Source organism: Flavobacterium pectinovorum (assembly GCF_006438875.1).
Classification (GTDB): Bacteria; Bacteroidota; Bacteroidia; order Flavobacteriales; family Flavobacteriaceae; genus Flavobacterium; species Flavobacterium pectinovorum_A.
Map to the genome: position 1 here is coordinate 178,742 of NZ_RCZH01000006.1, position 15,003 is coordinate 193,744.

Genomic DNA, 15,003 nt, shown 5'->3' on the forward strand with positions numbered 1-15,003 from the left:
ACAATTATGCCAATCGAAATAAGAGAACTCATTATCAAGACCGAAATCGTAAGTACAAATACGAAAAATTCGGCTGTAGCCAAAGAAAGAGAATTTTCTATTTTAAGAAAACAATTGCTCGAAGAATGCAAAAGATTAATTGCCGAAAAAAATCAGGAGAACAGTTATAAACGCTAATGCCACAGATTAAAAAGATTAAAATAATTTTTGTTTCACGCAGATTTTGCAGATGAAAGCAGATTTAATTTTAATATAGTTACAAAAATCTGCGCGAAATAATTTTAGACACAGAAAAAAGATAAAAATCCGCTCAATCTGCAAAATCTGCGAGAGAACTTTTTGCCAAAGATTAAAGAATTAAAAAGAGAAAAATCTGCTTAAATCCATTTAAATCTGCGTGAAATAATTTCAGAAACAGATAAAAGATTAAAAAGAAAAAAAATCTGCCCGATCTGCAAAATCTGCGAGAGAACTTTTTGCCACAGATAAAGGATTAAAAGATTAAAATCTGCGAGATCTGCTTAAATCCATTTAAATCTGCGTGAAATAATTTCAGAAACAGATAAAAGATTAAAAAGAAAAAAAAATCTGCTCGATCTGCAAAATCTGCGAGAGAATTTTTTGCCACTCCCGATAGCTATCGGGATAAAGGATTAAAAGATTAAAATCTGCTTAAATCCATTTAAAATCTGCGTGAAATAATTTCAAACACAGATAAAAGATTAAAAAGAAAAAAAATCTGCTCAATCTGCAAAATCTGCGAGAGAACTTTTTTGCCACTCCCGATAGCTATCGGGATAAAGGATTAAAAAGATTAAAAATAATAAACCTAACAGGTTTTAAAAACCTTTTAGGATTAAAAGAATAAACCAATGGCAAGTTTAGAATTAATGAAAATAACAGGATACACAGACGAAGAATTTCAGAATAAATTCTCCGGAAATCCCTATGCCTTCATGATTAATCCTGACAATATCAAAATACAAAAAAGCATTGAATACAACGAGCAGCAAGCCCCGGCAACAAGCTCAGCATCGCAGAAGTACAAAAGTACACCAAGCGATAAACTAAGTTTTGAAATGGTGATCGACTGTACCGGTATCGTTGATGCAAAACGTATCGATATGGCTAAAGAAGTAACAGCATTAGAAACGATTATTTATACCTATAACGGAAAAATACATCGTCCTAATTTTGTAAAAGTACAATGGGGACAAAATATCACATTCAACGGAGTTCTCGATTCAATCGACATCTCCTACACCCTGTTTAAACCAGACGGAAGTCCACTGAGAGCCAAACTATCATTGTCTTTCAGCCGCTATATTTCTCCCAAAACCGTAACCATGACAGATGCTCCGGAATCTCCGGATCTTACGCATATCGTTACCGTTACAGAGGGAATGTCATTACCGCAATTGTGCCAGAAAGTATGGAATGATGATTCCTATTATATACAAGTGGCACAATTTAATAAACTCAACAAATTCAGAAACCTAAATGGTATCGACAAATTAATATTTCCACCTATAAATACTTCTAATTAATGAGTGCTTCAACCGAAATAGCAAGTGGCGGAACCGCAACATTCGTAGTCAAAGTCAATGGTACAGCAATAGTTGATGAACTAAGTGTGCTTTCTGTTCATATCGAAAAAAAGGTCAACAGAATCGCTTCCGCTAAAATCACAATTCTGGACGGAGAAGCAAATACGGGTAAATTTGATGCCAGTTCGTCTTCGACTTTTGTGCCTGGTGCAGAAGTTAGCATTGAAGCAGGATATGACAACGATAACACTGTTATTTTTTCAGGCTTGATTATGAGTCAAACGATTCGTATTGATTCTTTGGTAGGTTCAGCTTTAGAAGTTGAGTGTCGTGACAAAGCCATAAAAATGATCGTAGGACGTAAAAGCCTTACTTTCAACAAACAAAAAGACAGCGATATTATTTCGTCCATAATAGGAACTTACGGATTGAGCTCAGATGTCACCGCAACAACTACAACCTGGCCGGAACAAATACAATATTATGTAACAGATTGGGATTATATACTATCCCTTGCCGAAGCAAATGGTTTGATTGTAACCACTCTAAACGGAAAAGTTTCTGTAAATGCTCCTGAAAAAAACACAACCTCTGTACTAAAAGTAACTTATGGAGATAACCTTCTTGAATTTAATGCCAAACTAAACGCCGTTACACAATTAGGAAACGTAACCTCAAATAGTTGGGATTTTAAAACTCAAGCCGTTGTAAACGCTCAGGCGTCACCAAATGTTACAGGAGCCGGAAATTTAACCACCAAAAAACTATCCGATGTAATCGGATTAAGCACGTATCAATTGCAAACTTCGGCACCCTTAGAAACTGCCGATTTAACAAATTGGTCCAAAGCACAAATCATAAAAAGTGAGTATGCTAAAATTATGGGAGAAGCCAAATTTCAAGGTACAAACTTAATTGATCCCGGAAAATACATGACCTTCGATGGTCTTGGAGATCGATTTAATGGCGATTACCTCATTGGCGGAGTTGTTCATGATTTATCGGCAGGAAACTGGGTTTCTGAGGCAACACTTGGATTATCTCCATTTTGGTTTACTGAAGAACCGGATGTAATGGCACCACCAGCTTCCGGACTTCTTCCCGGAGCAAAAGGCCTTTTTAATGCAACCGTAAAAAAGATGTTTGATGATCCCGATTCTCAATATCGAATTTTAGTAGACGTTCCGTTATTAGACCCAAATGGTGCAGGAATTTGGGCGCGATTGACTAATTTTTATTCCACAAGCGGCGCCGGAGCTTTTTTCATGCCTGAAGTTGGAGACGAAGTAATTCTGGGATTCATAAACGAAGATCCGCGTTATCCTGTGATTCTGGGAAGCGTTTACAGCAGTACAACAATAAAACCGTTTGCAGGATTAGATCCAAATGAGAAAAATTCAATAAAAGCCATCGTTTCAAAATCGGGAATTTCGGTAGAATTTGATGATGAAAACAAAATTTGGACCGTTGCAACACCCGGCAAAAACACCATCATAATCAGTGATAAAGACAAAAAAATCACGATTCAGGATGAAAACAGTAACAGCATCGTAATGTCAAGCAGCGGTATTGATTTATCAAGCCCAAAAGACATCAATATATCGGCACAGCAAAACGTCAACATCAAAGGAGCACAAGGCATTAACATACAATCCAGTGGCGGTGACGTAAAAACAACGGGATTAAATATCAAAGAAAATGCCTCCATGCAATTCAGCGCACAAGGCGGACAAATGGCGCAGGTTTCCGGAGGAATGCAATTGACATTGAAAGGCGCAATGGTAATGATAAACTAATTATTAATTGTTGATTGTTAATTATTAATGATTAGTGGCGATTATTAAGCTTTGTCAAAGTTTGAAACTTTGACAAAGCTGCCGTAAAGGATTGTAGACAATAGTATATAAACATTAGTTTACGTTCACCGCATTTTGTGTCATTTCGACCGGAGGGAGAAATCACATAAAGCAGCTCGACAAAGATTGGCAATTATAGCAACGGAGTTTCTTGCGGAGATCTCTCGTTCCTCGAGATGACAAGATTGGGGTTACGACAAAGATTAGTCACCACATTTTGTGTCATTTCGAGGAACGAGAAATCACATAAAGCAGCTCAACAAAGATTGGCGATTATAGCAACGGAGTTTCGTGTGTGATTTCTCCCTCCGGTCGAAATGACAAAGATTGGGGTTACGTAGTAAACGATAGGCTTTGTCAAAGTTTGAAACTTTGACAAAGCTGCCGTAAAGGATTGTAGACAATAGTATATAAACATTAGTTTACGTTCACCGCATTTTGTGTCATTTCGACCGGAGGGAGAAATCACATAAAGTAACTCGACAAAGATTGGCGATTATAGGAACGGAGTTTCGTGTGTGATTTCTCCCTCCGGTCGAAATGACAAGATTGAAGACAAAACAACCAACAATCAACAATCAACAATTAATAATTAACAATTAAAAAAAATGCCTCCAGCAGCAAGACTTACAGACTTTCACCAGTGCCCGATGGTAACTCCGGGTGTACCACCAATTCCGCATGTTGGCGGACCAATTGTTGGTCCGGGAGCACCAACGGTTTTGATCGCAGGATTACCGGCAGCCAGAGTTGGCGATATGCTGGTTTGTGTAGGACCGCCGGATTCTATAATAAAAGGATCAGCGACGGTTATGATATGTGGCATGCCAGCCGCACGAATAGGAGATTCAACCGCTCATGGAGGATCAATTGTCCTTGGAGCATTTAATGTTATGATAGGTGGATAATAATAAAGAACATAAAGAGACCGCTTTTTTGGGTTCAGGATGGGCATTTCCTGTGTCATTTTCTGTAGACAATCATCAGGTGAGTTTGTCTGCCAATGAAACCAATATCAACGAATCTATCAATGTGATCTTAAACACCCGCAAAGGCGAACGTACTCTTGAAGCTAATTTTGGCTCTGGAATACAGCAATTTATGTTTAGAAAAATTGACAATACGCTTAAAGGCGAAATTATAGAAACCATCAAGTACGCCTTATTACGCTACGAACCCAGAATATTGGTACAAGATGTAAAAGTGGCTTCGACAGATGTATTAAACGGAAAAATAGAAATACTGATTAGTTACATCTATTCAAAAACAAATACAAGACACAATTATGTGTTCCCATTTTATTTAAAAGAAGGAACAAACTTAGATCGAAAAAAATGATTTTAATTGATCAAAATAGCGCCATAAACTCCCTCAACGAAGCACTCGTTCCAAATCCGCATTTGATAGACGGAAGGACGGAGCAAGACTGGTTGTACTTTTTGACGGAATTTAGCAAATTGATCAATTTCTATAATGACAGCAATACAATCGAAGGAAACTGGAGTCCGTTTTTATTGAAAGATCCCGTTTTTTTGATGGCTTCAATTTCAAAAACAAACTACAAAAACCTACATTCCGATTATAAAAACAGCTGTGCCGAGATTCAAAGATTAGTTCAAAACGAAAATGGCGGCAATCCTCATTCAAATGCTTTAAATAAGCTGTTTGATCGTATTACGGCGATTTATAAAATCATCGAACGCTGGACACATTACATGCAAAGCAGCAACGAAATATACGATCTCAAAACGTATATTCTGCAAGAAGTAAAAACGAGATTAAGCATTGACTTTTGGGCGATTCAATCCTTTAGGGAATATTTATACAGATTGTCTGTAGAAGGTGTTTTTATTGTTCCTGCACCTCTTAGAGAATTTGATTCTTTTGATAAAAACATTTGGAATATAAACAAAGACAGAACTCCTTTTTGGCAAGTTTTTGGTTTTGAAACGGAGCAGGCTATTTTGCAGACAACGGCAACAATAACCACTTTTAGTTTGGATATTCTAACAAAAATTGGAGATCGGTTATTCCAATTTTTAGAAACTGTAATTCATCATGCAACAAAAGAATTTAAGAGATTAAGTCTTAAAAAAGGACAATTTCCGGATACCACTCTTTTGCGCTCATTTGTAAATGTACTGAAAGTTCAGCAAGATCGATTGAATGGTATTTCAGAGAAACATCTTGATTTTTATTATAAAGACATTTTAAAGCAAACCAAATTACCTGCCGTAGCAGATCACACTTATTTGTGCGCAACACTGGCAAAACCAACGCAGGCATATACTTTACCGGCAGGAACATTGTTCAACGCGGGAGTCGATGCGCAAAAGAACCCAATTTTGTTTGCTTCTCAAAAAAATGTAAATCTAAATCCTGCAACGATTACAAGTGTTCATACACTTTCTTATAACGCAAAAAACACGCCGTCTTATAATTTACAAACTATTGCAAAACCAACGGCTATTCAATTAGATCTTGAAAATAAAGTAATCAGTTGGGACACTTTTGGATCCAGTAATCCTGTTGTAGATCCTATTGCAAATCCTAATTTAATAGGTATTGCGTTCGCCTCGCCAATGTTGTTATTACGCGAAGGACAAAGAACTGTAACCCTAACGCTTCAATTTGATAATTCAATAGATTTAGCACTATTGCAAACTGCCAATTATTTTTTGAGCACTCAAAAAGAGTGGTTAAAACTTAGTTTACTTCCTGCAAATTTCACACAAACCACTTCCAGTAATTGTGTGATCATTATTAATCTTGATCCAACAATGGCGGCAATTGAACCTTTCCTGATTAATTCGGACGGTTTAAAAAGTGATTGGCCAATGATGAAAATCTTGTTTCAGAATATTCCAAATTCTTATATGCCGCCAAAAATTACTGCAATGACAATTGCCTTAAAAGTAACAGGTGTCAAAACATTTCAATTGTATAACGATTTTGGAGAACTAAACACAAAAAATCCCTACCCTCCTTTTGGACCAATTCCGTTAGTAAATGCCAATTTTATTATCGGAAACAATGAAATATTCAGCAAACCGCTGGACAGTCTTATCGTAGAAATAGATTGGGACAAAAGACCCACCAATTTTACAACGTATTACCAACAATACAATGATTATTTGACTCCGCCAAAAAAACCAGCAACTACAGGACTTGCAGGAACTGTTAGGAATCTATTCTCTTCAAACGACGATTCTCCAAAAACTGAACCAATACCTTTTTTCTCAAATACCAGTTTTACTGCCGATCTTAATATCATGCAGGACAAATTATGGAAAGGTCTCAAAATGACAAAAATTCAAAGTAGCGATGTCGACAAAGTTTTTGTTGCGGTTGATAATACTCCCCAACCTGTTTGCTTATTTGATCCTGCGCCTGTAGATCCTAAACTTCCTATTGTTAATCCGCCTATTATTATTCCGGTTTTTCTTAATACATCAAGCAGTTATTATGTGTATTCTAAAGCAAATTCGACTTCAAATGCGGATACAAATACAACTGCAAGTACAACACAAACTGTTGGTAAAATCTGGGAACCGAACCCAAATATTCAAAAAGAGACTTTAAATTTCACAGAAGAAAGTTCGTCAGGATTCATAAAAATGACATTATCAAATCCGGAATATGGTTTTGGATCTGAATTATATGCAAATCTCGTTTCGAGTATTGCATTAAAAAATGGCAATAAGATTACGGTCGCAAAAGACAAAGAAGTAACTGATTTCCTGCCTTCTGCCAATGTTCCTTTTGCACCAAAAATACAAACGTTATCAGCTATTTATACCGCAAGTGAAACCTATAAATTGGACGGAACTGAAGGAGATTATCCGCTGGAATATTTTATTTATACTCCATTTTTAAACTATCTCGTATTTGATAGTGCCACAATTGACCAAACCGAAAATGAGGTATTCGACACGGCAGTAATGGGCAAATCTTCCAGCAATCTTACAGAAGGTTTTCCGCTTTATCCTACTTGCGATTATGATGGAAATTTATTTATAGAATTGGATAATTTAATTTGCAACAGCACTTTAAATCTATACTTTGAACTCGCCAGAAACTCAACTGCACTTACTACTAAAAATCATATTCAATGCTATTATTTAACCGATTTAGGTTGGAAAAGAGTTGAGCCAATATCTGATGGAACCAACGATTTTAGACGTTCGGGAATTATAGAAATTCCTATTCCTGAAGATTGCAACAATAACGAAACTATGATGCCCGGAACTAATAACTGGATTTCAATTGTGGCTAACGGCGATATTGATTCGTTTTCTAAAACTATTTTTATGCAAACGAACGGATTTAGTGTAGAAAGAACCGGAACAACATTTTTAACCGATACACAAAGTCCGCAAATTGCTGCAAATACAATCACAAAACCAGAAATTAAGATTCCGGAAATAGGTACCATAATTCAACCTTTTGCTTCTTTTGGAGGAAAAGCTGCCGAAGACAAAACCGATCGAAATAAAAGAGTCAGCAATACAATTAAAACCAAAAACAGAGCAAGTACGCCTTCAGATTATTATACTTTGATTGCCGAAAATTATGATACCGTTTATTATTCGAAAGTCGTAACCAAAAAAAGCGACAACAGTACAAATGTCTATTTGGTAAAAAAAGTAGCATCAGATACAGATTCGAGTGCGTTTGTTCCTTTGGTTACAAATTCTCTTGAAATTGACGTAATAAAATTTCTAAAAGCAAATTCGTCGCCATTTACAAACCTGCAAGTTTCCAATTTCAACCTTGAATATGTTTGCGTTAATGCCACATTTTCAATTAAAAGCGGTTATCAAAAAACACCAATGAATAATACGGTAAATCTTGCTCTAAAGGAATATTTATCGCCGTGGATCGCAAATTGTCCTTCTCTGATTGAAATTGGTCAACCGCTTATTAATGCCAAAGTGAGCACTTTTATTCAAAATATTGAAGGAATTGCAGCAGTTGAAAGTGTTACATTTTCGACCTATTATATCAATCCTAAAACGGGATTACAAACTACTTTAAAAACAAAAAAAAGAACCTTGATGCCTTATGGGCCAACGACACTTTTAGTTTCGGCACCAACTCATAATTTTATTTTTGACTTATAAATGGATACAATTAATCACATATCAAAAGTACAGCTTCCGCCACATCAGGATTTTAATTTCCTGAAGGACGAAGCTATTGATTATATCCAAAAACATATTGGTACGGAATGGACTAACTTTAATCCAAGCGATCCCGGAATGACGATTCTCGATCAGGTTTGTTATGCGCTTACAGAATTAGGGTATTGTACAGATTTTACGATTCCGGATATTCTAACGGATTCTGAAGGGAATATGGAAATTGAAAATCAGTTTTATTTACCATATAAAATCCTGACAACAGCGCCTTATACGATCGACGATTATATAAAATATCTTGTCGACGGCATCGAGGATATTTATAATGTTACAATAACCGCTTTCAATAATAATATCCAGCCTTTTAATAGAGTTTACCAGGTTTATCTCTATATAAATCCGGATATTACAGATACAATTGAGTTAAATAACATTTGTAAAGAAGCATTTTATTATTTGAATCAAAGCCGCAATATTGGAGAACTTTTTAATATGCCAATTACGCTTCAGGCTCAACATTACTTGATTGGCGGTAAAATAGAACTTCAAAAAGAAGCCGACGAATACGCGGTTTTATTAGAGCTTCAGAACAAAATCCGAACTTATATATTTCCGAAAGTAATTCAGGCGAATTATGATTCTTTAAAAGAAAACGGTTACAATGCCTCCGAAATATACGATGGACCATATCTTAAAAATGGCTGGATATTGACCGAATCTTTAATCGATAAAAAAGACACTATAAAAGTCCTTGATTTGATTCCCGTAATCGAATCTTTATCCGGGATTGTTTCGGTTTCAGGATTAGAGTTTTATCAGAATACAAAATCAGTTTCGACATTGCAATCGGCTTTGGGTCAAATAGTGTCGATCGATATTTTGACTTCTTACAAAAACAAAACCCTGATCTTAAGCTGCAACGGAAAAGATTTGCCCATGGATCCTATTGGTCCATTGCAAATCAATAGCAATAAATTTGAAACGAGTGTGGTAAGTTTAAACAACCAGCCAAGTTTCAAATTACCTAAAAGCAGTTTTAGGGACATCAATAGTTATTATTCGATTCAAAATACATTTCCGCAGCAATATGGTATTGGCGATGACAAAATCGAAGACGATTCTGCACCAATTCAAGTCGCACAATCCCGACAATTAAAAGGATTTTTAACCTTATTTGATCAGGTTTTGGCAAATCAATTTTCGCAATTGGCGAATGTTTCAAAATTGTTTTCGTTCACCAATTCGGTTTGTGGAGCGCCTTCTGATTTGGAAACTTTTTATGCTTTGAAAGATAAATTTGAGCGAAAACATTTGGAATATCCAGTTCCGTACAAAATGTTTTCTCCAAGTTATTTCTATCAATCCTTGTATAATGTGCCTCATATCAAACCTTTATTAAAAGACAATAAAGTGTTTGATTTCACTTTTGACATAGAAACGAAAACGGAACTAAAAGAGAAAAGTTGGTCCGAATATCAGCAAGATCCTTATAATCCCTACATCTTCGGGATGATGAAAATCATGGAAGAGGAAGAAACAAACCTCGATCGCCGCAACAAATTACTGGATCATTTGCTTGCCAGACACGGCGAATCACCAATGGTTATTGACGCACTTATTGCTGACACGATTTATACCGGAAACGCAAAAAAAGACCAGATAATACTGAAAAGTTTGTATTTGCAAAACCTTGGTTTGCTATCTTATAACAGWCAAAAAGCATACAATTTTCTGGGTGCGTCAAAAATAACTGCGGGCATTAATCAAAATATTGATGTGAATTTGTCCAGTATTAAAGACGAGCATTATACTTATATAAATGAAAACACGACTGATTTTATTTTTAAATCAGATAAAATCAATAAAAAGGAAAAACTGAGCAAAAATGATTTCAATAATTTCTCGGCATTTGAATTAAAACTGAATTTATTCTTCGGATTAAAAAATATCTACGCCAATTTTATTACGTCTCAATTTGAAGCTCCACAGAATAATCCTGATGATCGATTAAATATTTTTAAAACCTTAAAGAAAACATATTGGCTTAAAGAAAAAAGAAATGGCACCATTTTTCTCGAAACCCCGCTTCTGTTAAATCCCTTAAAATACAATCTTGAAATCGTACAGCAAAACGAAACTAATACTTCTTATGAAATACAGAATACTGACTTTCAAACTATTACTAAGATCAATTATGTTTTAAATACGATTGATAAAGCTACTCTGGACGGGGAACTTGAGCAAGGTTATCTGGAATTTTCGAATGAAAAATATACTTTTTCAATCAGTAATCCCGAAACGATTGTTCCTGATAACTATATAAAAACAAATTTTTCAGATTATTTATTTCGCATTACGGTTGCTTCCGGAAACGGAAATATTACGATAAATGACGAACTTTTTAAGAAAAATACACTTTTGATATTTCCAGATTTCATTCCGGAACTACAAACTCCTGAGTTTAAAAAACGTTTGAAACAGTTTCTTAAAATCAGTTTTCCAACTAATATAAAATGCGAATGTCTGTTTTTAAGCATTTCAGAATTAGAAATGTTGATTCCTGATTACAGCAATTGGCACCAAAGTTTGCGTTTCAAAAATGTTCCGGATGTAACGGATACGCAAGAAGGTAATTCAGAAAAAGCAATAATTTCAGATCCTGCACAAGCTGCGGTGAATATGATCAATAGTTTAACCTCAATTTTAGAAACAAAAAATGGAAGAAATAAATAGCCATATTGTATCGAGTCTAAAGTGGGACACAACTTTTGACCAAAAACGAGAAAGTTACCGACTTCAGGAACGTTTGAGTACCTGGAGCAAAATCTCGCTGCCCAGAGAAGTCGCCAATATTTTTAGCGAATTATGTCCGCCGGAACAAAGCTGGCGAATAGAATCGCTGGAATTGGATCTTGGCGCGTGCGATTATAGTGATCTTGAATTTGATTTAAGTCGAAAAATACGCAATTTATTAAGAGAAAAAATTGCGGAATTAATTCTCTATCAAAACAGTCAGAAGCAAAACGGAATCGCGGTTTATAACAAGGATAAATCGATTCTGGAGAATCTTACGGTCTTTTTGTTAGAAGGTTATTTGCCTTGGAATTATCAAAACAAAGAGGGTTCTGTAAACCAGATTATGGCAGAATTACTTCAGAATAATTTAGCCGAAGTTGTGACAATTATCAAAGAAACCGGAATGACGCACGAGGAAGTGAGAAAGCGAATTTCATGGCAATTTGATGAGAAAAATATAACCAGAATAATTGCGGCGCTCGAGCCTAATAATAGCAGTTCTATAATAGAATTCAGCTCGCTTATGACCAATATTCAGGTCAAGGAAACGATTATCCAGACGAGTACGGCGAGTTTCAAAAAGAATCTTTGGTTCTTTATTCTAAACTTTTTGCTGCTGGAACGCGGAACACTTTTTAACAAATTGGCTTTCATGAAAAGCAGTATTCTGCAAATGGCAAATCATTATAATATCGCTTACTCAGAACTTATTCTTTTGATCGAAAACACGATTGTAAAACTGTCTGATAAAACGTCTCAGAACAATAATTTTATTGATTGCCTTAAAATACTAACTCAGGAATATGAAACGCAAAAAAGTGAAAATTACCAACCTGAAACACGAACAAATTACTGGAATGTACTGGAGCAATTACTAAAAAATAAAAATGACCGAAGATTTAAAGCGGATAAAAACAATCTAAATGAATTGATTGTTGCGTTGAGTAATGAGAATAAAACAAAATTTAATACCCTTATTCGTTCGGTTTTGAATGATGAAAATCCATTGATTTTATTGCTTCAGGATTTGAATGAAACGTCGATTAAAATTCTGTTTTCTAAAGTAGATACAACGCCTTCGTTGCTTCACATGGAAACCATCATTTATTTGAATAAACTGAGCCAGACTTTTAAATTAAAAACAAATAGTAAGGCTTTATGGGAAATTGGAATTTTGTTTCTTCTCAAACATAAAAATGCCGATAATACAACATTTCTACTTTTTTGCATTAAGGAATTAAGCAAAAAAAACAATCTGAATCACGAGCATTTATTGGCTATGTTCACGAATGCTAAAATTCCTGCTGCAGTTAAAAACAATAATTCGGCAACTATTTACACGAATTTAAATGCCATTTATTGCAAAGAAATAAATAACAATAACTCCAATTATCCCGCAATTCATTTCAAGAATCTTGTTGCAAAACTGGAACTCGAATTGCAGAAAAACGCTACCAAAAGTATCTTTTTTATTGACTTGCAAAGATCGCTGATTAAGACGATTTTATTGCATCCCAAAATGGCTTTTGAGGTGATGCTTTCGTATGGAAATAAAGAAGTTTTAAAGAAAATACTTCCGTTGATTCTAAATCGGGAAATGCTGCAATTATTGGTTAAAACGGCCAATTACAAAAAGACTAAACTGGTACAAACGATACAAGTTGTGTATGAAATACTGAACGAAAAAGATCAATATGATTTTCCCGAAGAATTAATGACGGATAATTTATTGTTGGTTGGAATGCAGGAAATATTGTTTCATCCGGAGCATAACTCGTCTTTATTTCTGGAAACGATTATTATACAATTGTCCAAAAAAATAACGGATACAAGACGCAACGATTACTTTCAGTTTATCGCAAAACTGATTCAGTCCAAGCGAATTAAATCTTTTGGCGTTGCGATTAAAAAGACTTTTATCAATCAATTAAAGAATACCAATTCTATTGATACTCTTGCGCTTGCATTGCTTATTCAGAATACGTCGCAACAAGATCAACTTGAATTATCGCAATTATTGACGAGTAATTTTAATGATTCGGGATTTGCAATATTGCGAAAACAAGATCGAAAAGAAAGTGAAAACATATTGCGTTATTTCCTGACAAATGGAAATTCTCTGAAGAAAAATTGGATTCAGAAAACTTCGGCTACGATAATTCGAAATGTAAAATCGGTTTCAAAAACCAAAATTACTTTTGAATTAAACGAGCTTTTCTGGAAAACGATTTTAAAATATTCGGCTTATAAAGGAAATGAAATTCTTTTTGAAAAACTCTTGCAGAAAGAACTGAAATCGTATTTGAAGAACAATATTGTTAAGGATCAATTTCAGCTTCAAAACGAAACAAATTCTTTTGAATCTGCAAATTCAGTAACAGAAATTGATCATTTTTTTGAAAATAATATGCTTTCGGATTATGTGGTTTCAAATGAAATTACAGAAACTATTCACGCCAATATTTTGTTTGAGATTGAGCGATTATCGGAAAAAGAAAAATACGAATGGTTTTCGTCGGTTATCATAAAAAGACAAATTCCGATTGATTTTATGGCTTCAAAAACGCATGAAATCAAAGATATTCTGAATGCGATTATTGTAAAAGAGCCTAAGATTTTCTTTAGAATAATTAAAAAAGAATTTGTTCCTGAGGCGCAAATGGATTGGCTTTGCCGCAATATCAGCTTTCATACTTTTTGCAATGCAATAAGTCAATTGGACAAAAACAGGGAATCGTATTTGAGGATTTTGGAAAAGTTCAATCACATTTTGGGCGTTGTCGTGATTAAAGGATTGGCTTCGAAAGAATTGCAAAATATTTTATTGCGAAAACTTCTAAAGGCTGCCGCCAATGATAATTGGAGACTTATTGCGATTGATAAAATCTGGAATGAATTAATATGGGAAGTTGTTGCCAAAAAAGGGATTCCTAAAAAAAGTTTTCTAGCTGATATTGAAAAGTATCTCTATCAATTTCCGCCTGCTTTGCAACTTGGTTTCAAAGAAATTATAAGGACGGAAAAACAAACTGTTCCTATCTTAAAACAAACTGAAATACTTTCGAAAATGGAATTAATTACAATCAAAAAAAGTCCAAAAACGCCACTTAAACAAGGAGTTTCGGTCAGAAACGCCGGAATTGTGCTCTTGAACGATTATATAGCGATTTTGTTTGACAGATTGAATTTGCTTACAGATAATAAATTTATAAGCAATGAACATCAGGTCAAAGCTGTGCAGTATTTGCAATATGTGATTACGGGAATGCAGGAAACGGAGGAGGTTTATTTGCCTCTAAATAAAGTTTTGTGTGGTTTGCCGTTGACGGATACTGTGCCGGATTTTATTGAAATATCTGATGACGATAAAAATTTAATAAACGGTTTGATACAAGCGGCGATTTCGCATTGGCCGGAAATTGGAGATTGCTCGATTGATGGTTTTCGGGGAAACTGGCTGGTTCGTGAAGGAATTCTGGTTGAACAGGAGGATAAATGGGAACTTACAGTAGACAAAAAGGCGTATGATGTGCTCATTAACAGATCACCATTTGCTTTTTCGATTATAAAATACCATTGGATGGATAAGCCGTTGCATGTGATGTGGGCTTATTAAGTTATGCTTTTTTAATCTCGCGCAAAGGCGCAGAGGCGCAAAGTTTT

At 35.1% G+C, this 15,003-nt stretch carries 8 protein-coding genes; all 8 read left to right on the forward strand.

The features are described 5' to 3' along the window. Positions 1–6: 6 nt before the first annotated feature. Complete coding sequence (locus EAH81_RS27410) at positions 7–177, forward strand: DUF5908 family protein (protein ID WP_161595803.1); 171 nt, start codon at positions 7–9, stop codon at positions 175–177. A gap of 695 nt (positions 178–872) precedes the next feature. Then, a complete protein-coding gene (locus EAH81_RS10580; RefSeq protein WP_140506731.1) occupies positions 873–1,547 on the forward strand; it encodes a hypothetical protein in 675 nt (224 codons plus the stop codon). Continuing rightward, positions 1,547–3,343, forward strand: a complete 1,797-nt coding sequence (gene vgrG, locus EAH81_RS10585; RefSeq protein ID WP_140506733.1) for a type VI secretion system tip protein VgrG — start codon at positions 1,547–1,549, stop codon at positions 3,341–3,343. The genes EAH81_RS10580 and vgrG overlap by 1 nt, the downstream gene beginning before the upstream one ends. 668 nt (positions 3,344–4,011) lie before the next feature. Then, positions 4,012–4,311: a PAAR domain-containing protein gene (locus EAH81_RS10590; protein WP_140506735.1), complete on the forward strand. Its 300-nt coding sequence runs from the start codon at positions 4,012–4,014 to the stop codon at positions 4,309–4,311. After that, positions 4,304–4,741: a GPW/gp25 family protein gene (locus EAH81_RS10595; RefSeq protein WP_140506738.1), complete on the forward strand. Its 438-nt coding sequence runs from the start codon at positions 4,304–4,306 to the stop codon at positions 4,739–4,741. The genes EAH81_RS10590 and EAH81_RS10595 overlap by 8 nt, the downstream gene beginning before the upstream one ends. After that, a complete protein-coding gene (locus tag EAH81_RS10600) occupies positions 4,738–8,526 on the forward strand; it encodes a hypothetical protein (RefSeq protein ID WP_140506740.1) in 3,789 nt (1,262 codons plus the stop codon). Before EAH81_RS10595 ends, EAH81_RS10600 begins: the two co-directional genes overlap by 4 nt. Next, complete coding sequence (locus EAH81_RS10605) at positions 8,527–11,277, forward strand: hypothetical protein (RefSeq protein ID WP_140506742.1); 2,751 nt, start codon at positions 8,527–8,529, stop codon at positions 11,275–11,277. It begins immediately after the preceding gene. Then, entirely contained in the window at positions 11,261–14,956 is a 3,696-nt protein-coding gene (locus tag EAH81_RS10610; protein ID WP_140506745.1) for a contractile injection system tape measure protein, read from the forward strand. Before EAH81_RS10605 ends, EAH81_RS10610 begins: the two co-directional genes overlap by 17 nt. Positions 14,957–15,003: the final 47 nt, after the last annotated feature.

Coding starts and splice junctions, on each gene's coding strand:
- EAH81_RS27410 (WP_161595803.1), top strand. CDS start 7: ATGCCAATCGAAATAAGAGAACTCATTATCAAGACCGAAATCGTAAGT.
- EAH81_RS10580 (WP_140506731.1), top strand. CDS start 873: ATGGCAAGTTTAGAATTAATGAAAATAACAGGATACACAGACGAAGAA.
- vgrG (WP_140506733.1), top strand. CDS start 1,547: ATGAGTGCTTCAACCGAAATAGCAAGTGGCGGAACCGCAACATTCGTA.
- EAH81_RS10590 (WP_140506735.1), top strand. CDS start 4,012: ATGCCTCCAGCAGCAAGACTTACAGACTTTCACCAGTGCCCGATGGTA.
- EAH81_RS10600 (WP_140506740.1), top strand. CDS start 4,738: ATGATTTTAATTGATCAAAATAGCGCCATAAACTCCCTCAACGAAGCA.
- EAH81_RS10610 (WP_140506745.1), top strand. CDS start 11,261: ATGGAAGAAATAAATAGCCATATTGTATCGAGTCTAAAGTGGGACACA.